The organism is Leclercia sp. J807, from assembly GCF_009734465.1.
Lineage (GTDB): Bacteria > Pseudomonadota > Gammaproteobacteria > Enterobacterales > Enterobacteriaceae > Enterobacter.
In genome coordinates, this window is the sequence record NZ_CP046446.1 from 1,062,751 (window position 1) to 1,085,669 (window position 22,919).

Below are 22,919 nucleotides of genomic sequence, written 5' to 3' on the forward strand. Positions count from 1 at the left end.
ACGCTATTTTGCTTTCGACTGCCGTGATATTCTTCACGCCGGTCATCCCGGTCATTCATCACACAAATTACACATTACTATGTCGCACTACACACGCCAATCGCATCCTGTTTTTGCCTTTATTTTGCTTCTCTTTTTTGCCTTATTGGCCTCCCCGGTTGCGTTTGCACGTGGTGATAACACCAGCGACACGCCAACCCGGGCAGATATTCAGAGCCAGCTTGATGCCCTGAGCAAACAAAAAGAGCTCAATCCGCAGGACAAGCTGGTGCAAAAGGACCTGACGGAAACCCTTGAGACTATTGATAAGCTTGAGCGGATCAAGGCCGAAACCACACAATTACGCCAGAAAGTGGCCCAGGCGCCGGAAGCGATGCGTAAGGCGACCGAAAGTCTGAATGCGCTGAGCGATGTGGACAATGATGACGAAACCCGCAAAACGCTGGCCACGCTCTCATTACGCCAGCTGGAACTGCGCGTATCGCAATTGCTCGACGACTTACAAACCGCCCAGAGCGATCTCTCAACCTACAACAGCCAGCTGGTTTCCCTGCAAACTCAGCCGGAGCGCGTACAGAACGCGATGTATACCGCCTCTCAGGAGCTGCAGCAGATCCGCAATCGGCTGAACGGCACCGCGGTGGGCGAGGCGGCGTTACGCCCCACGCAGCAAACGTTGCTCATGACGCAGCAGCTTCTGCTGAATGCCCAGATCGAACAGCAGCGCAAGAGCCTGGAAGGCAATACCGTCCTGCAGGATACCCTGCAAAAACAGCGCGACTACGTCACCGCGAATATCAACCGTCTGGAGCACCAGCTGCAACTGCTGCAGGAAGCGGTTAACAGCAAGCGACTGACCCTGACAGAGAAAACCGCTCAGGAAGCCGTCAATCCGGACGAAACCGCGCGTATCCAGGAAAACCCGCTGGTGAAGCAGGAGCTGGATGTTAACCATCAGCTCAGCCAGCGTTTGATAGCCGCCACCGAAAACGGCAACTCGCTGGTTCAGCAGAACATCAAAGTCAAAAACTGGCTGGATCGCGCCCTGCAGTCAGAACGCAATATCAAGGAGCAGATCGCCGTTCTGAAAGGCAGCCTGCTGCTGTCGCGTATCCTTTATCAGCAACAGCAGACCTTACCCTCTGCCGATGAGCTGGAGGACATGACCAACCGCATTGCGGATCTGCGTCTTGAACAGTTTGAAGTCAACCAGCAGCGTGATGCCCTGTTCCAGAGCGATGCCTTTGTGGCGAAACTGGAAGAGGGACACAGCAGCGAGGTCAATGGAGAGGTTCACGACGCGCTGCTGCAGGTGGTGGATATGCGCCGCGAGCTGCTGGACCAGATGAACAAACAGCTGGGTAATCAGCTGATGATGGCCATTAACCTGCAGATCAACCAGCAACAGCTGGTGAGCGTATCCAAAAGCCTGCAGGAGATCCTCACCCAGCAAATCTTCTGGGTAAACAGCAACAAACCGATGGACTGGGACTGGATCAAATCCTTCCCGGGCATGCTAAAAGACCAGATTAATGGGATGAAAATCACCGTTAACTGGGAAAAAGCCGGCCCGGCGGTGGCCTTTGCCTTCCTGGCGGGTCTGCCGCTGTTGCTGATTGCCGGTTTAATCCGCTGGCGTCTTGGCTGGCTGAAAAAGTACCAGGCGAAGCTGGCGAATGAAGTCGGGCAGTTGCGTAATGACAGCCAGCTTCATACTCCGAAAGCCATTTTTATCGATCTGATCCGCGCCCTGCCGGTCTGCCTGTTAATTCTGGCGGCGGGGCTGATCCTGCTCACCATGCAGCTCAATATCAGCGATCTGCTGTGGGCCTTCAGCAAAAAGCTGGCGCTGTTCTGGCTGGTCTTTGGCCTGTGCTGGAAAGTGCTGGAGAAGGACGGCGTGGCGGTGAGCCACTTCAATATGCCTGCGCAGCTGACCAGTCACTGGCGCCGCCAGATTGTGCGCATCAGCCTGGCGCTGTTGCCGCTGCACTTCTGGTCGGTGGTGGCGGAACTCTCTCCGCTCCATCTGATGGATGATGTGCTGGGGCAGTTCGTGATCCTGCTTAACCTGCTACTGATAAGCGTCCTGATGTGGCCGATATTCCGTGACAGCTGGCGTGACAAAGAGTCGCATACCATTCGTCTGGTGACGGTAACCGTACTCTCTATTATCCCTGTCGCGCTGATGGTGCTGACGGCCACCGGCTATTTCTATACCACTCTGCGTCTGTCAGGGCGCTGGATTGAAACCGTCTATCTGGTGATCTTCTGGAACCTGCTCTATCAGACCGTGCTGCGCGGGCTGAGCGTTGCCGCCCGCCGTATTGCCTATCGCCGTGCGCTGGCGCGTCGGCAGAATATGGTGAAAGAGGGGGCCGAAGGCGCTGAACCGCAGGAAGAGCCGACCATCGCCCTGGAGCAGGTCAACCAGCAGACGCTGCGTATCACCATGCTGGTGATGATTGCTCTGTTCGGCGTGATGTTCTGGGCGATCTGGTCTGATTTAATCACCGTCTTTGCCTATCTCGATAGCATTACGCTATGGCACTACAGCGGCACCGAAGCGGGGGCCGCAGTGGTGAAAAACGTCACCATGGGCAGCCTGTTGTTCGCGCTGGTCTCGTCGGTGGTGGCATGGGCCTTGATCCGCAACTTACCCGGCCTGCTGGAGGTGCTGATCCTCTCGCGCCTGAATATGCGCCAGGGGGCCTCCTACGCCATTACCACCATCCTGAACTATGTGATTCTGGTGGTGGGTGCCATGACCGTCTTCGGTTCGCTCGGGGTGTCGTGGGACAAACTGCAGTGGCTGGCGGCAGCATTGTCGGTGGGCCTTGGTTTCGGTTTGCAGGAGATCTTCGGGAACTTCGTCTCTGGCCTGATTATTCTGTTCGAACGTCCGGTGCGTATCGGCGATACCGTTACCATCGGCACCTTCTCGGGCACCGTCAGCAAGATCCGTATCCGTGCGACCACCATCACTGACTTCGATCGCAAAGAGGTGATCATCCCGAACAAAGCGTTCGTCACCGAGCGGTTGATCAACTGGTCGCTGTCGGACACCATCACCCGCGTGGTGATCCGCCTCGGCGTGGCCTACGGTTCCGATCTGGAGACGGTGAAAAATGTCCTGTTGAAAGCGGCGATGGATCATCCAAAAGTGATGCATGATCCGGAGCCAGCCGTCTTCTTTACGACCTTTGGGCCGAGTACGTTAGATCATGAGCTGCGTCTGTACGTGCGTGAACTGCGCGATCGCAGTTATACGGTGGATGAACTGAACCGCACTATCGAACGTATGTGTCGCGAGAACAACATCAATATCGCGTTTAACCAGCTGGAAGTGCATCTGCGCAATGAGAAGGGCGACGAGCACACTGAAGTGAAACGTGACATTAAGGGTGACGATCCGACCCCAGCGTGATGCGCCCCCTCGCTCTCGCCTTCTCCCTTTCAGGGAGAGGGCAGGGGGGAGGGTAATTTCCCTTCAAAATCCCGCTTCACAATCTCCAGCGCTTTCAGCACTGTTTCAGTGGGGATAGCATGGTTCTCCAGCAACATGATCAGGTCGACGGCCAGCTTGACTTCGTCGGGGGCGTTTTCCAGTGACACACACTACTCCTGTTAACGGGTCAGACGCGCGATAACGCGTTCAATGTCATCCAGTGCCTTGCGGCAACGTTCAAGCCGTCCTTCCAGGGCGGTGATTTCACGCATCAGCATCTGCTGTTCTTCCAGCGTTTCGGCCTGATTCAGCCGCGCCGTGCGTTCATTTTTCATTTCACAGAGCCGACGTTCAAACTCCTGGTGTTCCAGACGCTTGCGCTGCCATTTTGTGGTGCCGGCAGAGGAGCTGTCCCAGACGCGTAGCGGCCAGGCGGCAATCTCCCGATGCAGGGCGGCAATCTGTTCCGCCAGATGACCGGCAAGCCAGGCCACCTGCTCAGATTGCCCCTTTTCCACGGCGTGACGCAGCTCATCCAGGTTGTGCTGGGCTTCATCCAGATAGGCATTCATCACCGTGCTGCGGGTGCGGAACAGCTGCCGGTCAAAGCGCGGCTTCAGCGTGGCGTGCTGCATCAGCGGGGAGGCCTGCGTGCGCAGGGCCGACAGCTGATTTTGCAGTGTCTGTAAAAGCAAGGCTGTTTTCAATCCGCACTCCAGTGGTACAGTAGCCGTTCAGTTTGATACCGATTCGCATTATGCAGCGTACTATTCTAATCATCATTGGCTGGCTTGCGGTAGTGCTCGGCACGCTGGGTGTCGTTTTACCCCTTCTGCCGACTACCCCTTTTATATTGCTTGCGGCGTGGTGCTTTGCCCGCTCCTCGCCACGTTTTCACTACTGGCTGCTGTACCGCTCATGGTTTGGCGGCTATCTGCGCCACTGGCAACAGTACCGTGCGATGCCGCCCGGGGCTAAGCCGCGGGCCATTGCGCTGATCCTGGTGACCTTCGCCATTTCATTATGGCTGGTCAAAATGATGTGGGTACGGATCCTGCTGCTGGCGATCCTCACTTGCCTGCTCATTTTCATGTGGCGGATCCCCGTTGTTGATGAAAAGCAACAAAAGCAATAATCCTCAGACTGGCTGTTGCATTTCTTGTGCGCAGCCAGTAAATTCGACCGTTTTCGAGCACGGGCGGGCCTGGTTAAAGGTTAAACAATTGTTACTTTGACCAACCCTTTATCCGCTCCGTGAGTAACACCGTTTTCATCAGGCATCCATTTATGACCGCAACTGCGCAGCAGCTTGAATTTCTTAAAAACAGCATCAAAAGCATCCAGGATTATCCGAAGCCTGGCATTCTTTTCCGTGATGTCACCAGCTTGCTGGAAGACCCAAAAGCGTACGCGCTCAGCATTGAACTGCTGGTTGAGCGTTATAAGAACGCTGGGATCACCAAAGTTGTAGGCACCGAAGCCCGTGGTTTCCTGTTTGGCGCCCCGGTTGCGCTGGCAATGGGCGTGGGCTTTGTACCGGTGCGTAAACCGCGCAAACTGCCTCGCGAAACCATCGCCGAGAGCTACGAGCTGGAGTATGGCACCGACCAGCTTGAGATCCACGTTGATGCGATCAAGCCAGGCGATAAAGTGCTGGTGGTTGACGATCTGCTGGCCACCGGCGGCACCATTGAAGCGACCGTGAAGCTGATCCGTCGCCTGGGTGGTGAAGTAACCGATGCGGCCTTTATCATCAACCTGTTCGATCTGGGCGGTGAACAGCGCCTCGAAAAACAGGGCATCACCAGCTACAGCCTCGTGCCATTCCCGGGACATTAATCCTCCCGCCCGCAACCTCGCCCAACGGGTGAGGTTGTGTTAGCATTACCCCCCTGAATATCCACCTTCCAGCGTTGCAGAGCCTGCCCATGAGTTATCAGGTGTTAGCCCGTAAATGGCGACCCCAAACCTTTGCTGACGTTGTCGGCCAGGAACATGTGCTGACCGCCCTGGCGAACAGCTTATCGCTAGGCCGTATCCATCACGCCTGGCTTTTTTCCGGCACCCGTGGCGTCGGTAAAACCTCTATTGCCCGTTTGCTGGCGAAAGGCCTTAACTGCGAAACCGGGATCACCGCCACGCCGTGCGGCGTGTGCGATAACTGCCGTGAAATTGAGCAGGGGCGCTTTGTCGATCTGATTGAGATCGATGCCGCATCGCGCACCAAAGTCGAAGATACCCGCGATCTGCTGGATAACGTCCAGTACGCCCCGGCGCGTGGCCGCTTCAAGGTCTATCTGATCGATGAAGTGCACATGCTGTCGCGCCACAGCTTTAACGCCCTGCTGAAAACGCTGGAAGAACCGCCTGCACACGTTAAATTCCTGCTGGCGACCACCGATCCGCAAAAGCTGCCGGTCACTATCTTATCCCGTTGTCTGCAGTTCCACCTGAAGGCGCTGGACGTCACGCAGATCCGCGATCGGCTCGAATACATCCTGAACGAAGAGCAGGTTGCCCATGAACCGCGGGCGCTGCAGCTGCTGGCGCGTGCCGCCGATGGCAGCCTGCGCGATGCGCTCAGCCTCACCGATCAGGCGATTGCCAGCGGCGAAGGCAAGCTGACGACCCAGGCGGTAAGCACCATGCTCGGTACGCTGGATGACGATCAGGCGCTGTCGCTGATTGAAGCGGTTGTCGAGGCCAACGGCGAGCGGGTGATGGAGCTGGTCAACGCCTCAGCTTCACGCGGCGTGGAGTGGGAAGCCCTACTGGTTGAGATGCTTAGCCTGCTGCACCGTATTGCGATGGTGCAGCTCTCCCCGGCGGCGCTAGGCCCGGATATGGCCGCGATTGAACAGCGGATGCGCGAGCTGGCGCGAACCATTCCGCCAACGGATGTACAGCTTTACTATCAAACCCTGTTAATTGGCCGCAAAGAGCTGCCGTTCGCGCCCGACAGACGTATGGGGGTTGAGATGACCCTGCTGCGCGCGCTGGCGTTCCATCCGCGCATGCCGTTGCCGGAACCCGAGGTGCAGCCGCAGTCGTTCGCACCGGCCGCGCCGACGGCGGTTATGTCACCGCAGCAGGTACCAGTACAGCCGGCAGCGCCATCGCCGCAAAATGTGCCGCTGTCGGACGCCACCAGTTCGGTGCTTGCTGCCCGCAGCCAGCTACAGCGCGCGCAGGGAGCACCCAGACCAAAAAAGAGTGAACCGGCAGCGCCTGCAAGAGCGCGGCCGGTAAATAACGCCGCGCTTGAACGTCTGGCTTCGGTCACGGATCGTGTCCAGTCGCGTTCGGCATCGGTCACTTCTGAGCCGAAGGCGCCGGTGAAGCAAGAAGCCTATCGCTGGAAAGCCACCACCGTCACCGAAGAGGTGAAGGTGGAGATTGCCACGCCGAAGGCGCTGAAAAAGGCGCTGGAGCATGAGAAAACGCCGGAGCTCTCCGCGAAGCTGGCGGAAGAGTCGCTTGCGCGCGATGCCTGGGCGGCAGAGGTCAGTAAACTGAAGCTGCCGAAGCTGGTGGAGCAGGTCGCGCTCAACGCCTGGCGTGAGCAGGAGGGCAACCGCATCTGCCTGCATCTGCGTCCGGGCCAGCGTCACCTGAACTCGGCGAGCGCGCAGCAGGTGCTGACTGAGGCGCTCTCCACATTACAGGGCGCGCCGGTTGAATTGACTATCATTGAAGATGATAATCCGGCGGTCCGTACCCCGCTGGAGTGGCGTCAGGCCATTTATGAAGAGAAGCTCGCGCAGGCGCGCGAGGCAATTATCGCGGATAATAACATTCAGACCCTGCAGCGTTACTTCGATGCAGAACTGGATGAAGAGAGTATTCGACCCATTTGATCGTGAGTCTGACTTACGGTTGTTATCTTTAACGTGAAAGAAGAGAGAAGCCTATGTTTGGTGGTAAAGGCGGTCTGGGTGGTCTGATGAAGCAGGCCCAGCAGATGCAGGAAAAAATGCAGAAGATGCAGGAAGAGATCGCGCAGATGGAAGTGACTGGCGAATCGGGCGCAGGTCTGGTCAAAGTGACCATCAACGGCGCACACAACTGCCGTCGCGTGGAGATCGACCCAAGCCTGCTCGAAGACGACAAAGAGATGCTGGAAGATCTGGTTGCCGCTGCGTTTAACGATGCTGCGCGCCGTATCGACGAAACTCAGAAAGAAAAAATGGCCTCTGTATCCTCCGGAATGCAGCTGCCACCGGGCTTTAAGATGCCATTCTGATGCAAACCAGTCCGCTGCTTACGCAGTTAATGGAAGCGCTACGCTGCCTGCCGGGCGTAGGCCCGAAGTCGGCGCAGCGCATGGCGTTTACCCTGCTGCAACGCGATCGTAGCGGCGGCATGCGTCTGGCGCAGGCCCTGACCCGCGCCATGTCAGAAATTGGCCATTGTGCCGACTGCCGCACCTTTACCGAGCAGGAGGTGTGTAATATCTGCGCCAACCCGCGTCGTCAGGAAAATGGTCAGATCTGCGTGGTGGAGAGTCCTGCGGACATCTATGCCATTGAGCAGACCGGGCAGTTTTCCGGCCGCTATTTTGTGCTGATGGGGCACCTGTCGCCGCTGGACGGTATTGGTCCGGATGATATCGGCCTGGACCGCCTTGAACAGCGCCTGAAATCGGAAACGATTAACGAGGTGATCCTCGCCACCAACCCAACGGTGGAAGGGGAGGCAACAGCCAACTATATCGCCGAGCTGTGCGCGGAGTCGGGCGTCGATGCCAGTCGAATCGCCCACGGCGTGCCGGTGGGCGGCGAGCTGGAAATGGTCGATGGCACTACGCTGTCCCACTCTCTGGCAGGTCGTCACAAGATTAATTTCTGACCAAACGGAGGCTGCAGTCGTGGCCTCCGCTTGAAAAAATTCCTCCGTATCCCCATCTCTCCCTCAACGCTTTTAAACCCCATTAAATGGCATTGTTGAGGTCGACTTAGTATGAAAGGACAAGAAACCCGTGGTTTCCAGTCAGAGGTAAAACAGCTTCTGCACCTGATGATCCATTCTCTTTATTCCAATAAAGAAATTTTCCTGCGCGAGCTTATCTCTAACGCCTCTGATGCGGCAGACAAGCTGCGTTTTCGTGCGCTCTCGAAGCCAGAGCTGTATGAAGGTGACGGCGAACTGCGCGTGCGTGTCTCATTTGATAAAGAGAACCGCACCCTGACCATCGCCGACAACGGCATCGGTATGACCCGTGATGAAGCCATTGACCATCTCGGCACCATCGCCAAATCCGGCACCAAAGCGTTCCTGCAGTCGATGGGTTCCGATCAGGCCAAAGACAGCCAACTGATTGGTCAGTTCGGCGTGGGCTTCTACTCCGCCTTCATCGTGGCGGATAAAGTTACCGTACGCACCCGTGCGGCAGGCGAAAGCGCCGAAAACGGCGTATTCTGGGAATCCCACGGTGAAGGTGAATACACCGTTGCCGACATCACCAAAGCCGATCGCGGCACCGAGATCACCCTACACCTGCGCGAAGGGGAAGACGATTTCCTCAACGACTGGCGCGTACGCTCCATCATCAGCAAATATTCTGACCATATCGCCCTGCCGGTAGAGATCGAAAAACAGGAAGAGAAAGACGGCGAAACCGTCATCTCCTGGGAGAAGATCAACAAGGCGCAGGCGCTGTGGACGCGTAACAAGTCTGAAATCAAAGACGACGAATACAACGAGTTCTACAAGCACATCGCCCATGACTTTACCGATCCGCTGACCTGGAGCCACAACCGTGTGGAAGGGAAGCAGGAGTACACCAGCCTGCTTTACATCCCGGCGCAGGCACCGTGGGATATGTGGAACCGCGATCACAAGCACGGCCTGAAGCTGTACGTGCAGCGCGTGTTCATCATGGACGAAGCCGAACAGTTCATGCCGAACTACCTGCGCTTTGTGCGCGGCCTGATTGATTCCAACGATCTGCCGCTGAACGTCTCCCGTGAGATCCTGCAGGACAGCACCGTAACCCGTAATCTGCGCACCGCGCTGAGCAAACGTGCGCTGCAGATGCTGGATAAGCTGGCGAAAGACGACGCCGAAAAATACCAGACCTTCTGGAAACAGTTCGGCCTGGTGCTGAAAGAGGGCCCGGCGGAAGATCCGTCCAACGTTGAAGCCATTGCCAAACTGCTGCGCTTCGCCTCCACGCACACCGACTCTTCCGAGCAGAACGTGTCGCTGGAAGAGTACATCTCCCGCATGAAAGAAGGGCAGGAGAAGATCTACTACATCACCGCCGACAGCTATGCCGCGGCGAAGAGCAGCCCGCACCTGGAGCTGCTGCGTAAGAAAGGCATCGAAGTATTGCTGCTTTCCGATCGCATCGATGAGTGGATGATGAACTACCTGACCGAGTTCAGCGGCAAAGCGTTCCAGTCCGTGGCCAAAGCCGATGAGTCCATCGACAAGCTGGCGGATGAAGTGGACGATACCGCGAAAGAGGCAGAAAAAGCGCTGGAGCCGTTTGTTGAGCGCGTGAAAACCCATCTGGGCGATCGCGTGAAAGAGGTGCGTTTCACTCACCGTCTGACCGATACCCCTGCCATCGTCACCACTGATGCTGACGAGATGAGCACCCAGATGGCGAAGCTGTTCGCCGCCGCGGGCCAGGCAGTGCCGGAAGTGAAATACATCTTTGAACTCAACCCGGATCACGCGCTGGTGAAACGTGCAGCCGAGACCCAGGACGAAGCCCGCTTCGCCGAGTGGGTTGAACTGCTGCTGGATCAGTCCCTGCTGGCCGAACGCGGCACGCTGGAAGATCCTAACCAGTTCATCAAACGCGTGAATGCGTTGCTGCTGGCGTAAATCACTTCCCTCTCTTCGCTGAAGAGAGGATAAGGGTGCAGGTTATCTGCCTGCACCCACTAATAAATTCCCCTCATTAACCGTTTCAGCCTTCCCGCCTTTCTTGAGCGATACCCGTTCTGGTGGTATTGTTTAGCGCTTTTTGAAAAATTGAATCGACTTTTGAGGGGATTTTCGCAATGCGTATTATTCTGCTTGGCGCTCCGGGCGCGGGTAAAGGAACTCAGGCTCAGTTCATCATGGAGAAATACGGTATTCCGCAAATCTCTACGGGTGACATGCTGCGTGCCGCTGTTAAATCTGGCTCCGAGCTGGGTAAACAGGCGAAAGACATTATGGACGCCGGCAAACTGGTGACCGACGAGCTGGTTATCGCTCTGGTTAAAGAACGCATTTCTCAGGAAGATTGCCGTAACGGTTTCCTGCTGGACGGCTTCCCACGTACCATTCCGCAGGCGGATGCCATGAAAGACGCGGGCATCAACGTAGATTACGTGCTGGAGTTCGACGTACCGGACGAGCTGATCGTTGACCGTATCATCGGTCGTCGCGTACACGCCGCTTCCGGCCGCGTTTACCACGTTAAGTTCAATCCGCCGCAGGTGGAAGGCAAAGACGACGTGACCGGCGAAGAGCTGACCACCCGTAAAGACGATCAGGAAGAGACCGTGCGTAAGCGCCTGGTGGAATACCATCAGATGACCGCGCCGCTGATCGGCTACTACAGCAAAGAAGCGCAGGCGGGTAATACCAAATACGCAAAAGTTGACGGCACTAAGCCTGTCGCTGACGTTCGTGCAGAGCTGGAAAAGATCCTCGGCTAATCACGCCCCCACTAAATCATTCGGGCTGCATCGCGGCGGCAAGCACGCGAATCCCCAGGAACATAGATTACTATGTGACTGGGGTGAGAGTGCGCAGCCAACAAAGAGGCAGCCTGAAGGATGACGTGGGTTCTCACCCGGGTCCCCGGGTGAGAAAAATTCTCATTCTACCTTTTACTGCAATTGGTTCCGTTTACGCACTTTTCAGATACACTTATCAGCCTGTTAAAAGGTTATGAGGCGTGAATGAGTCAGGCGAAAACCGGCATCCTGCTTGCCAATCTGGGAACCCCCGAAGCACCTACTCCAGCGGCGGTAAAACGCTACCTGCGACAATTTTTAAGCGATACGCGCGTTGTGGATACCCCACGTCTGCTGTGGTGGCCTTTGCTGCGTGGCGTGATTCTGCCGATCCGTTCGCCGCGCGTGGCAAAGCTCTATCAGTCCGTCTGGATGGAAGAGGGTTCGCCGCTGATGGTCTACAGCCGTCGTCAGGAGAAGGCGCTGGCTGCCCGTCTGCCGGATATGCCGGTAGCGCTGGGCATGAGTTACGGCAAACCTTCCCTGAAAAGCGCCGTCGATGAACTGCTGACGCAGGGCGTTGATCACATTGTGGTGCTGACGCTCTATCCACAGTACTCCTGCTCCACCGTGGCAGCCGTCTGGGATGAGCTGGCGCGCATTCTGGCAACCCGTCGTCGCATTCCTGGCGTGACCTTTATTCGCGACTACGCGGATAACGAGCTCTATATCAACGCCCTTGCCAGCAGTGCCCGCGCGTCGTTTGAGAAACACGGCGAGCCGGATCTGCTGCTGCTCTCCTATCACGGCATCCCGCAGCGATTCGCCAACGAAGGGGACGACTATCCGCAGCGCTGCCGCGATACCACCCGTGAGCTGGTGTCCGCCCTCGGCCTGCCGCCCGAGAAGGTGATGATGACCTTCCAGTCGCGCTTTGGCCGCGAGCCCTGGCTGACCCCCTACACCGATGAAACCCTCAAAATGCTGGGTGAGAAGGGCGTGAAGCATATCCAGGTAATGTCGCCAGGCTTTGCGGCAGACTGTCTGGAAACCCTGGAAGAGATCGCGGTGCAAAACCGGGAGTTCTTCCTCGAAGCGGGCGGGACAAAGTATGAGTATATTCCGGCGCTTAACGACAATCCTGAGCACATCGAGATGATGGCGTCATTGGTGACCCGCAGCCGCTGATCGCACTCTGCGCCGGGTTTGTGCTACCATTCCCGGCCCATCCGTCACTCATAGCTCAGAACATGAAATTTCCCGGTAAACGTAAATCCAAACACTACTTTCCCGTTAACGCCCGCGATCCGCTGCTGCAGCAAATTCAGCCGGAAAATGAGTCCAGTGCCGCCTGGGTGGTGGGTATCGACCAGACGCTGGTGGATATTGAAGCTAAAGTGGACGATGCGTTTGTCGAACGTTACGGCCTGAGCGCCGGGCACTCTTTGGTAATTGAAGATGATGTAGCGGAAGCGCTCTATCAGGAGCTGGTGCGGGATAACCTGATCACCCATCAGTTTGCCGGGGGGACCATCGGCAACACCATGCACAACTACTCTGTGCTGGCGGACGACCGCTCCGTGCTGCTGGGCGTGATGTGCAGCAATGTCGAAATCGGCAGTTACGCCTACCGTTATCTTTGCAACACCTCCAGTCGTACCGATCTGAACTACCTCCAGGGCGTGGACGGGGCGATTGGCCGCTGCTTTACGCTAATCGGTGAATCCGGCGAGCGGACCTTCGCCATCAGCCCTGGCCATATGAACCAGCTGCGCGCCGAGAGCATTCCTGAAGAGGTGATTGCCGGGGCATCTGCACTGGTGCTGACCTCCTATCTGGTGCGCTGCAAGCCCGGCGAGCCGATGCCGGAAGCGACCATGAAGGCGGTGGAATATGCGAAGAAATACAACGTGCCGGTGGTCCTTACCCTGGGCACCAAATTTGTCATCGCCGATAACCCGGAGTGGTGGCAGGCGTTCCTGAAGGAGCACGTCTCGATTCTGGCGATGAACGAAGAAGAGGCCGAAGCCCTGACCGGGGAGAGCGATCCGCTGCTGGCATCTGATAAGGCGCTGGACTGGGTCGATCTGGTGCTCTGCACTGCCGGGCCGGTAGGGTTGTATATGGCCGGTTTCACCGAAGAAGAGGCGAAGCGCAAGACCCAGCATCCGCTGCTGCCAGGGGCGATTGCCGAGTTCAACCAGTTTGAATTCAGCCGCGCCATGCGCCACAAAGACTGTGTTAATCCGCTGCGTATCTTCTCGCATATCGCCCCGTACATGGGCGGCCCGGAGAAGATCATGAACACCAACGGCGCAGGCGACGGCGCGCTGGCGGCGCTGCTGCACGATATCACTGCCAACGCGTTCCACCGTACTAACGTGCCGAACTCCAGCAAACACAAGTTTAACTGGCTGACCTATTCGTCGCTGGCCCAGGTGTGTAAGTACGCAAACCGCGTGAGCTATCAGGTGCTGAACCAGCACTCACCGCGCTTAACGCGCGGCCTGCCGGAGCGGGAAGACAGTCTGGAAGAGTCCTACTGGGACAGATAAGCCCATCCCCCGGCGGCGCTGCGCTTGCCGGGGCGACGTGTGAGCCTGCTAAGCGAAGCGCCAGCAGGCTTTTTTTTACCCCATCACCGCCTTTTTCTCCAGCAGCGCCAGCATCGTATTCGCAATTTCGCGCTCACCCATCACCACCTGATTCGCGCCACGCTCGGTGATGTAATCCACCTCGTCGTCGTAATGGGCGCGGGCAATGATTTCAATATCCGGACACTTTTCTCGCGCCGAGGCGACAATTTCACCCGCTTCATAGCCGTTGGGAATGGTCAGCAGCAGCCAGCGCGCGCAGTCCAGATGCGCCAGATTCATGATCTCTTCGTTCGCCGCATTCCCCAGCACCGCCCGGATCCCACGCGCGCGCAGCTCATCCACGCGGGTACGGGAGTTTTCAATCACCACCAGTGGAATGCCCTGGGCCATCAGCTTCTCACCCAGCAGGCTGCCGACGCGGCCAAAACCCACCAGCAGGGCGTGGTTACAGATATCCACCGGGATCTGTTTCTCTTCTTCCGTCGCCTCTTCCAGGGTCTGCTCTTCGAGGGTTTCGGTTTTATCGAGATATTTTTCCAGCAGCGCGAACAGCACCGGGTTGAGCATAATTGAGAGGATCGCCCCCGCCAGCACCAGGTTTTGCCCAGCCTGCGGCAGCAGATCCAGCGCCATGCCCAGCCCGGCGAGAATAAAGGCAAATTCACCAATCTGGGCGAGACTGGCGGCAATAGTCAGCGCGGTACGCGGCGAGTGGCCGAACATACGCACCAGGAAGAAAGCGGCGAGTGACTTACCGAAGATAATGATGGCCAGCGTGCCGAGCACCGCCAGCGGCTGTTCAATCAACACCAGCGGGTCGAACAGCATCCCCACGGAGACGAAAAACAGCACCGCAAACGCGTCGCGCAGCGGCAGGGTATCGTGGGCGGCGCGGTGGCTCAGTTCCGATTCATTGAGCACCATCCCGGCAAAGAACGCGCCGAGGGCGAAGGAGACATCAAACAGCTCAACGGCGCCAAAGGCGATACCCAGCGCCAGGGCGAGTACGGCAAGAGTAAACAGCTCGCGCGAACCGGTGGCGGCACTGCGGGAGAGGATCCAAGGCACCAGGCGACGGCCCACCAGCATCATAATGGCGATAAAGGCCACTACCTTACCAATGGTGATACTCATATCCAGCGCCAGCGAGGCAAAGCCCACGTTCTCTTTTTCCAGCATTCCGGCGACCGCTGGCAGCAGCACCAGGGTTAAGACCATCACCAGATCTTCAACAATCAGCCAGCCAATGGCGATCTGCCCCCGCTGACTGTCAATGAGCTGCCTCTCTTCAAGCGCACGCAGCAGCACCACGGTGCTGGCGGTGGAAAGGCAGAGACCAAATACAATGCCGGTCATCAGCGGCCAGCCCAGCATCGCTGAAAGCGCCATACCCAGTAACGTCGCCACGGCTATCTGGGCGATCGCGCCGGGAATGGCGATCGACTTTACCGCCATCAGATCCTTCAGGGAGAAATGCAAACCCACACCGAACATCAGCAGGATCACGCCAAGCTCCGCCAGCTCCGGGGCAAGTTTAGTATCAGCAACAAAACCCGGGGTAAAAGGCCCGGCTAACACGCCCGCTAATAAATAGCCCACCAGAGGCGAAATGCGAAGTTTGTTGGCAAGCATGCCGAGTATAAATGCGAGTACAAGTCCACCAACAATGGTGGTGATAAGCGGTGTGGCGTGGTGCATTCCGTCTCCTTTCGTTGCTGAGTTAATCCATTTTTGGTCCAAAAACCAAAAAGCCGAGTAATAGTTTATGACAAATTTAATGATTATGTTTATGAATAATTATTGAAATTTGAGTAAAACAGCAATAAGGGTTAAACAAAAACAGAACATGACGATTTTTAAGAGGCTGTGCTAAGAAAGGCTTATGGCAGTAGGGAAGGGCGCGGCCAAACCTGGAGTTTGGCCGCAGATAAATCAGGCTTTATGCCGGTTATCAGGCAGGAATATAGTCAACATCCCGAGAAGAGGCAGGAAAGCGCAGATTTTGTAGACCAAAAAGATGCTGGTATGGTCTGCAATCAGCCCTAACACTGCCGCTCCCAGGCCGCCCATTCCGAAGGCGAAACCAAAAAACAGCCCGGAAACCATGCCGATACGGCCCGGAAGCAGCTCCTGGGCATAGACCAGGATGGCAGAAAACGCAGAGGCAAGAATAAAACCAATGATCACGGTTAAAACACCCGTCCACCACAGTGTTGCGTAGGGCAAAATAAGCGTAAACGGCGCAACGCCAAGGATAGAGCCCCAAATCACATATTTGCGTCCGATTTTGTCACCCAGTGGCCCACCAATAAAGGTCCCGGCGGCGACGGCAAACAGGAAGGCGAAGAGATGAAATTGGGCGTTTTGTACCGATAATCCGAATTTTTCCATCAGGTAAAAGGTGTAATAGCTGCTGATGCTCGCCATATAGAAATATTTGGAGAAAATCAGCATCAGCAGGATGCTGACCGCCAGAATAACCTTGTTACGCGGAAGGGGATTGATAACTGGCGCTTTTGGTTTGCCCTTATTAACCCGGTGCTGGGCGGCGTACCAGCGGCTGATTTGCGCCAGCACCACAATCGCCAGCAGCGCGGCCAGCACAAACCAGGCCACGTTGCCTTTGCCATAGGGGGCAATAATTACCGCCGCCAGCAGCGGGCCGAGGGAGCTGCCGAAGTTACCACCTACCTGGAACAGCGACTGCGCCAGCCCGTGACGGCCACCGGAGGCCATACGCGCCACGCGGGACGACTCCGGGTGGAAGACCGATGAGCCGGTTCCCACCAGCGCGGCCGCGACCAGTACGCCCTCGAAACTGCCCGCCATCGCCAGCAGGATCAGGCCGCTCAGGGTAAAGCACATGCCAATGGGCAGCGACCACGGCATCGGATATTTATCCGTCCAGTAGCCCACCACCGGTTGCAGTAGCGACGAGGCCAGCTGGAAGGTGAGGGTGATCATGCCGATCTGCACGAAGGTAAGAGAGAACTCGGACTGCAATAAGGGATAAATCGCCAGAATAAGCGACTGGATCATATCGTTCAGCAGATGCGAAAGACTGATTGCGCCGAGAATACCAAATGAGGTGCGAGCCTTAGCAGCCGACACCGGTGGAGTAGATTCACTGATTGCCATAAATACCACGTCGATTGTTATAGGAAGTGCAGGATGTAATTATTATTCGCCTAACATACCTTTCCCCGACATTTGAGGAAAGTCGCAATTCTGAAAACATATTTGTCTATTCTGATTACTCATTGTAATTTTTGCGTTTGTCTATGCATCAGGGAGTGAAGAAATGAAGTTAATGAAGCGAGGCGTCGCGCTGGCAATCATTGCGGCGTGTGGGCTGCTCAGCCTGCCGGCCCAGGCCTGGGAAAAAGATAAAACCTATAACATCACCATTCTGCATACCAACGATCACCACGGCCACTTCTGGCGCAGCGAATATGGCGAATACGGCCTTTCGGCACAGAAAACGCTGGTGGATGGGATCCGTAAAGAGGTGGCGGCAAAAGGCGGTAGCGTGCTGCTCCTCTCCGGCGGCGACATTAATACCGGCGTGCCGGAATCAGATTTACAGGACGCGGAACCCGATTTCCGCGGCATGAATTTGATTGGCTACGATGCGATGGCCGTGGGCAACCATGAGTTTGATAATCCCATCGAAGTATTACGCCAGCAGGAGAAGTGGGCCAAATTTCCGTTCCTCTCCGCCAATATTTATCAGAAAAGCACCGGCGAGCGCTTATTTAAACCCTGGGCCATTTTCAAACGCCAGGATATTAAAATTGCGGTGGTGGGGCTGACCACCGACGACACGGCGAAAATCGGCAACCCGGAATATTTCACCGATATCGAATTCCGTAAACCGGCTGACGAAGCGAAGCTGGTGATCCAGGAGTTACAGCAGAACGAAAAGCCGGACGTGATTATCGCTACCACCCATATGGGCCATTACGATAATGGCGAGCATGGCTCGAATGCGCCAGGGGATGTCGAGATGGCGCGCAGCCTGCCGGCGGGCTCCCTGGCGATGATCGTGGGCGGTCACTCCCAGGATCCTGTCTGCATGGCTTCGGAAAATAAAAAGCAGGTGGACTATGTGCCAGGCACGCCGTGCGCGCCCGATAAGCAGAACGGGATCTGGATTGTGCAGGCGCACGAGTGGGGCAAATATGTGGGCCGGGCCGATTTCGAATTCCGTAACGGCGAGATGAAGCTGGTCCACTACCAGCTCATCCCGGTCAACCTGAAGAAGAAGGTGACCTACGATAACGGCCAGAGCGAACGCGTCCTCTATACCCCGGAAATTGCGGAAAACCCACAGATGCTCTCCCTGCTGACGCCGTTCCAGAATAAAGGTAAAGCGCAGCTGGATGTGAAGATCGGCACGCTCAATGGCAGACTGGAAGGCGATCGCAGCAAGGTGCGCTTCGTGCAGACCAATATGGGCCATCTGATCCTGGCCGCGCAAATGGCGCGCACCAATGCCGATTTTGCGGTGATGAGCGGCGGCGGCATCCGCGACTCCATTGAGGGCGGCGATATCACCTATAAAGATGTCCTCAAGGTGCAGCCGTTCGGCAACGTGCTGGTCTATGTCGATATGAGCGGTAAAGAAGTCACTGACTATCTCACCGCGGTAGCGCAGATGAAACCGGACTCCGGCGCCTATCCGCAGTTTGCCAACGTGAGCTTTGTGGCGAAGGGTGGGGTGCTCAACGACCTGAAGATCAAGGGTGAACCGGTTGATCCGGCAAAAACCTACCGTATGGCGACCTTGAGCTTCAACGCCACCGGCGGCGATGGTTATCCGCACATTGATGATAAACCAGGCTATGTGAATACCGGCTTTATTGATGCCGAGGTGCTGAAGCAGTACATCCAGCAGAACTCACCGCTGGATGTGAACGCCTATGAACCGCAGGGTGAAGTGAGCTGGCAGTAAGCGCCATCAGTGCCGGGTGGCGGCTTCGCCTTACCCGGCCTACGGTTCGAACGGTTATGGGGTTTGGAACCGTACGGCCTGATGCCCGGTGGCGCTGCGCTTACCGGGCCTACGGTTCGAACGGTTTTGTAGGCCGGGTAAGCGCAGCGCCACCCGGCGTTTTTTAATCCCGACGCGCAATGTCCGCAAACTGCGCATCCAGCATTTTCGCCAGATCGCTCGCCGCCAGTTCAATATCCATCCCGCGCTTGCCGCCGGAAATATAGATCGTTTCAAACGCCTGTGAAGGCGCATCAATCAGCGTCGGCAGGCGCTTCTTCTGCCCCAATGGGCTGATCCCGCCCACCAAATACCCCGTGGTGCGTTGCGCCACCATCGGGTCGGCCATATCCACTTTTTTGGCGCCCAGCGCTTTGGCCACTTTCTTCAGATCCAGTTGGCTGGCAACCGGCGTCACCGCCACGGCGAGATGTTTCATATCGCCATTGACCGCAACCAGCAATGTTTTATAGACCTGATCCGCATTCAGACCTAGTTTACGCACCACTTCATCACCAAAATTGGTTTCAGCCGGATCGTGGTCATAGCTGTGGATCCGAAACGAAATCTTGTTTTTTTCGAGTAATTTAACGGCGGGAGTCATAGCAATCCTTCTTAGCCCGGACAATAAACGCCTTAAGAATACGCCTGAAAAGCGGCTAAAAAATAGCACCATCTTGCGCAATAGTGTTGGCAGTGATGGTCACTTTGAGCGACAATCTGCTGAACCGGGGGTCTCCTCCGGCATAATAACAATGATGAAATTCCTCTTTGACGGGCCAATAGAAATATTGGCCACTTTTTTATCTCAGCAGCGACGGCAAATTCCCCTCGCCGTACAGATGCAACGCCCCTACCGCCACCACATACCGCCCGGCCGGCAATGCGTGCAGCTTTTCGCACCACGCCTGATTACGCTCATGCATCAGCACATCATACAGCGATTCGCTGAAGGTCGCCGGAAGCGCCAGCTTGTCGACGACAGGGGGGGAATCCAGCCACCAGCTCACCATGGTTTGCAGCAGGCGGGCATTGGTGTGCCAGTGAGTCAGGGTATCTTCCAGCAGCAGCAAACCGTCGTCTGGCATCTGGCGCAGCAGGGCGATCTGGCTGGCCGCCCCTTCCAGCTCAATGACCGGTAGGTTCTGCGTACGCGCGGCATTCAGCAATTGGTAATCGATGCCGTAATCTCCCCGCAACCCCAACCGCTGCGCCTGGGTAGCCTGCAATACCATGGCGATCTGCCACAGCGGCTGGCTCTCAAGCTGATTAAGCGATAATCCAAGCTCCTCGGCGACCCGTTGCAGTTCCGTAAGCTGCGTCGGGCTGAGACGCTCCGCCAGCGGAGGCGGGATCGCAAGTCCTGCGAAGGGCGACTCATCCCCGGAGATATCCGCTTCGACGATCAGCGCGTCGGCGTGATGCAAACGGGTAACAAGGCCATCGGGCAGGGGAGACATATCCCGCGTCCCCATATGGATACTGCCGACCAGATGCAGATGCTGTCCGCCGGGAAGGGTGATATCAAGACCAGGCCAGCGATAGCGGCGGGGGAAGAGGGCGCGAAACGATGCTTTCAGACGTTGAAACAGACCCATACGCGCTCCCTGATGAAAAATTCATGCTAGCGCGTGGGGAGGAGTGGCGCAAGACGTCCTTGTCCTGCAGCAACGTTACGCTTTAGGTTTAAAGCGCAACAGGCGGTTGGCGTTACTGACCACCGTAATCGAGGAGAGGGCCATAGCGGCACCCGCCACCACCGGGTTCAGTAGCGTCCCGGTCAGCGGCCATAAGATCCCGGCGGCGATAGGAATACCGAAGGCGTTGTAGATAAAGGCCCCCAGCAAATTCTGCTTCATGTTGCGCAGGGTCGCTTTCGAGATGGCGAGCGCGTCGGCCACGCCGGTCAGACTGTGGCGCATCAGGGTTATCGCCGCCGTTTCGATAGCGACATCGCTGCCACCGCCCATCGCAATCCCGACATCGGCCTGTGCCAGCGCCGGAGCATCATTGATGCCGTCGCCAACCATCGCCACCCGGCGCCCCTGCTTCTGCAGTTTGATAATCGCGTCCGCTTTGCCATCCGGCAGTACGCCCGCAATCACCTCATCAATGCCAGCTTCCCTGGCGATAGCCTGTGCGGTAGTGGCGTTATCGCCGGTCAACATCACCAGACGATAACCCTCCCGGTGCAGGCGTTGCAGTGCGGTCACGCTGTCTGCGCGCAGCGGATCGCGGATGGCAAACAGCGCCGCGGCCCGCCCGTCAATCGCCAGCAACACCGGCGTTGCGCCCCTGGTGGCCCAGGAGTGCAGATGTTCATCCAGCGCGCTGGTATCAATACCATTTTCCGCAAGCAGCGCCTGATTACCGAGTAGCAGGGTGCGGTTATCCACCTCGCCGCTGACGCCAAGGCCACGCAGGGTGCGGAAGTTATTTACCTGTGGCAGGACGGTATCTGCTTTCTCCAGAATCGCCCGGGCCAGCGGGTGGCTGGAACCCTGTTCGAGCGCGGCGGCCAGGTGCAGAGCATCGCCTTCGCTTATCCCGTTCAGGGTATGGACGGCAACCACCTGCGGTTTACCTTCGGTGAGGGTACCGGTTTTATCAAAGACCAGCGTATCCAGAGTGCTGGCGCGTTGCAGGGCGTCGGCGTCGCGAACCAACACGCCCGACTCCGCGGCACGCCCGACGCCGGAGATAATCGACATCGGCGTCGCCAGCCCCAGGGCGCAAGGGCAGGCGATGATCAGCACCGTGGTGGCGATCACCAGGGTGTAAACAATCTGCGGCGCGGGGCCAAAAAAGTACCAGATAGCGGCGCTGAACAGGGCGATACCCACCACCACCGGCACGAAGATGGCAGAGATTTTATCCGCCAGCTTGCCGATCTCCGGTTTGCTGCTTTGGGCCTGGCGCACCATTCGAATAATGCGCGACAGCGTGGTGTGACTGCCGACGGCGCTGGCGCGGAACAGCACGCTGCCATCCTGCACGACAGTACCGGCATGAACGCTCTCCCCGTCGCTTTTCTGCTGTGGTACCGGCTCGCCGGTGAGCATCGCCTCGTCAAACCAGGCTTCGCCCTGGGTGATCTCCCCGTCCACCGGGACGCGCTCCCCGGTGGTCAGGCGCAGGATCATGCCTGCCTCAACCTCTGCCAGCGGCACGCTCTGTTCGCCGCTCTCCGTCACCACCCGGGCGGTCGGCGGGGTTAAATCGAGCAATCTCTCCAGCGCTTTTGAGGAGCGCTGGCGGGCCCGCGCCTCCAGCATATGGCCGAGGTTAATCAGGCCGATAATCATCGCGCTGGCTTCATAGTAGAGATGGCGGGCTTCCATCGGGAACCACTGCGGCCAGAGGTTTACGCTCATCGAGTAGAGCCACGCCGCGCCGGTACCCAGCGCCACCAGGGTGTCCATGGTGGCGGTGCGGTTTTTCAGGCTCTTCCAGGCGCTGGTATAAAAGTGGCCACCCGCGACGATCATCACGCCGAGGGTGAGCACGCCAATCGCCAGCCACAGCGTGCGGTTATCGTCGGTAACCATCATGTTGTCGCCGAGCATACCCCAGCCCATCACCGGGATACCTACCAGCAGGGCAACAATCGCCTGCCAGCGAAAACGTTTCATGGTGGCGATGGCCGTCTCCTGCTGGCGCGCCCGCCGTTCGACGTCATCCTCAATCGCCTCGGCGCCGTAGCCCGCTTTTTCAACAGCCTGCACTAAATCAGCGGCGGAAGCACTGCCCATCACCAGCGCAGTGCGTTCCGCCAGATTGACCCGTGCCTGTGCCACACCCGGAACCGCCTGCAGGGCATCCTGCACCCGGGTGACGCAGCTGGCGCAGCTCATGCCGTTGATCAACAGCTGTTGGCTGTCATCACTGTCGTGAGCTGCCGGAAGCTCAGAGGGGTCCGCTGTCAGGGCTTCCGACGGAGTTGTTGACGCTGTCAGCGGATCAGCCTTTGGGTGGCTTAACGCCGCACCGTACCCGGCCTGTTTGATGGTGTCGATCAGGGCATCGGCGCTGGCGCTGCCGGTGACGACCGCGTGCTCGATGGTCACCTCTGCATGCTCAACGTCCGGGCGTTGCTCCAGACTCTCTTTAACGCGTTTGACACAGTGGCCGCAGGAGAGGCCATCCAGTGTCAGATCGATGGTTTGAGACATAATTAGCTCCTTATAAATCTCCAGCCAGAT

Annotated in this window: 18 protein-coding genes and 1 other annotated feature; of the genes, 11 read left to right on the forward strand and 7 right to left on the reverse strand. The window is 57.3% G+C overall.

The features are described 5' to 3' along the window. Window positions 1-79 precede the first annotated feature (79 nt). Complete coding sequence (mscK, locus tag GNG26_RS04925; protein ID WP_156237942.1) at window positions 80-3,427, forward strand: mechanosensitive channel MscK; 3,348 nt, start codon at window positions 80-82, stop codon at window positions 3,425-3,427. 29 nt (window positions 3,428-3,456) lie between these two features. On the opposite strand, the gene rsmS is transcribed toward mscK, so the two are convergent. Together rsmS and priC are read right to left on the reverse strand one after the other, a co-directional pair. Continuing rightward, window positions 3,457-3,615: a pleiotropic regulatory protein RsmS gene (gene rsmS / locus GNG26_RS04930; RefSeq protein ID WP_103824070.1), complete on the reverse strand. Its 159-nt coding sequence runs from the start codon at window positions 3,613-3,615 to the stop codon at window positions 3,457-3,459. 12 nt (window positions 3,616-3,627) lie between these two features. Continuing rightward, window positions 3,628-4,155: a primosomal replication protein N'' gene (gene priC / locus GNG26_RS04935; RefSeq protein ID WP_103824071.1), complete on the reverse strand. Its 528-nt coding sequence runs from the start codon at window positions 4,153-4,155 to the stop codon at window positions 3,628-3,630. Window positions 4,156-4,205: 50 nt separating this feature from the next. Between priC and GNG26_RS04940 the strand changes: the two genes are divergently transcribed. The 9 genes from GNG26_RS04940 to gsk all read left to right on the forward strand — a co-directional run bounded on the left by GNG26_RS04940 (window position 4,206) and on the right by gsk (window position 13,682). Further along, window positions 4,206-4,583 (forward strand): DUF454 family protein, encoded by a 378-nt coding sequence (locus tag GNG26_RS04940; RefSeq protein WP_156237943.1) that lies wholly within the window; start codon window positions 4,206-4,208, stop codon window positions 4,581-4,583. 152 nt (window positions 4,584-4,735) lie between these two features. Then, a complete protein-coding gene (apt, locus tag GNG26_RS04945; protein WP_010428187.1) occupies window positions 4,736-5,287 on the forward strand; it encodes an adenine phosphoribosyltransferase in 552 nt (183 codons plus the stop codon). Between the two features lie 89 nt (window positions 5,288-5,376). Beyond that, window positions 5,377-7,305 (forward strand): DNA polymerase III subunit gamma/tau, encoded by a 1,929-nt coding sequence (gene dnaX, locus GNG26_RS04950; RefSeq protein ID WP_103824073.1) that lies wholly within the window; start codon window positions 5,377-5,379, stop codon window positions 7,303-7,305. Beyond that, window positions 6,635-6,699 (forward strand) — a sequence feature (DnaX frameshifting element). It overlaps the preceding gene by 65 nt. Before the next feature lie 53 nt (window positions 7,306-7,358). After that, window positions 7,359-7,691 (forward strand): YbaB/EbfC family nucleoid-associated protein, encoded by a 333-nt coding sequence (locus GNG26_RS04955; RefSeq protein ID WP_014882811.1) that lies wholly within the window; start codon window positions 7,359-7,361, stop codon window positions 7,689-7,691. After that, window positions 7,691-8,296: a recombination mediator RecR gene (recR, locus tag GNG26_RS04960; protein WP_103178512.1), complete on the forward strand. Its 606-nt coding sequence runs from the start codon at window positions 7,691-7,693 to the stop codon at window positions 8,294-8,296. The genes GNG26_RS04955 and recR overlap by 1 nt, the downstream gene beginning before the upstream one ends. A 111-nt stretch (window positions 8,297-8,407) precedes the next feature. Further along, window positions 8,408-10,282 (forward strand): molecular chaperone HtpG, encoded by a 1,875-nt coding sequence (htpG, locus tag GNG26_RS04965; RefSeq protein ID WP_103824074.1) that lies wholly within the window; start codon window positions 8,408-8,410, stop codon window positions 10,280-10,282. A 179-nt stretch (window positions 10,283-10,461) separates the two neighbouring features. Then, window positions 10,462-11,106 carry an adenylate kinase gene (gene adk / locus GNG26_RS04970; protein ID WP_103178514.1) on the forward strand — a complete coding sequence of 215 codons (645 nt, stop codon included), beginning with the start codon at window positions 10,462-10,464 and terminating at the stop codon, window positions 11,104-11,106. Window positions 11,107-11,352: 246 nt separating this feature from the next. Continuing rightward, window positions 11,353-12,315, forward strand: coding sequence for a ferrochelatase (gene hemH / locus GNG26_RS04975; RefSeq protein WP_156237944.1), 963 nt, complete (start codon window positions 11,353-11,355; stop codon window positions 12,313-12,315). Window positions 12,316-12,377: 62 nt separating this feature from the next. Continuing rightward, complete coding sequence (gene gsk, locus GNG26_RS04980) at window positions 12,378-13,682, forward strand: inosine/guanosine kinase (RefSeq protein WP_114315738.1); 1,305 nt, start codon at window positions 12,378-12,380, stop codon at window positions 13,680-13,682. Between the two features lie 75 nt (window positions 13,683-13,757). Here gsk and ybaL read toward each other — a convergent pair whose 3' ends face one another. Further along, window positions 13,758-15,422: a YbaL family putative K(+) efflux transporter gene (gene ybaL, locus GNG26_RS04985; RefSeq protein ID WP_103824078.1), complete on the reverse strand. Its 1,665-nt coding sequence runs from the start codon at window positions 15,420-15,422 to the stop codon at window positions 13,758-13,760. Window positions 15,423-15,656: 234 nt separating this feature from the next. Continuing rightward, on the reverse strand, window positions 15,657-16,862 hold the full coding sequence (locus tag GNG26_RS04990) for an MFS transporter (protein ID WP_103824079.1): 1,206 nt from the start codon (window positions 16,860-16,862) through the stop codon (window positions 15,657-15,659). A 163-nt stretch (window positions 16,863-17,025) separates the two neighbouring features. Between GNG26_RS04990 and ushA the strand changes: the two genes are divergently transcribed. Further along, window positions 17,026-18,678, forward strand: coding sequence for a bifunctional UDP-sugar hydrolase/5'-nucleotidase UshA (ushA, locus tag GNG26_RS04995; protein ID WP_114387762.1), 1,653 nt, complete (start codon window positions 17,026-17,028; stop codon window positions 18,676-18,678). 163 nt (window positions 18,679-18,841) lie between these two features. On the opposite strand, the gene ybaK is transcribed toward ushA, so the two are convergent. The 3 genes from ybaK to copA form a co-directional block, all read right to left on the reverse strand. Next, window positions 18,842-19,321: a Cys-tRNA(Pro)/Cys-tRNA(Cys) deacylase YbaK gene (gene ybaK, locus GNG26_RS05000; protein WP_103824081.1), complete on the reverse strand. Its 480-nt coding sequence runs from the start codon at window positions 19,319-19,321 to the stop codon at window positions 18,842-18,844. Between the two features lie 199 nt (window positions 19,322-19,520). After that, the gene (locus GNG26_RS05005) at window positions 19,521-20,315 is read right to left on the reverse strand and encodes a TraB/GumN family protein (protein WP_114387760.1); all 795 of its coding nucleotides are present in this window, start codon (window positions 20,313-20,315) and stop codon (window positions 19,521-19,523) included. A 75-nt stretch (window positions 20,316-20,390) separates the two neighbouring features. After that, window positions 20,391-22,889: a copper-exporting P-type ATPase CopA gene (gene copA / locus GNG26_RS05010; protein WP_156237945.1), complete on the reverse strand. Its 2,499-nt coding sequence runs from the start codon at window positions 22,887-22,889 to the stop codon at window positions 20,391-20,393. Window positions 22,890-22,919: the final 30 nt, after the last annotated feature.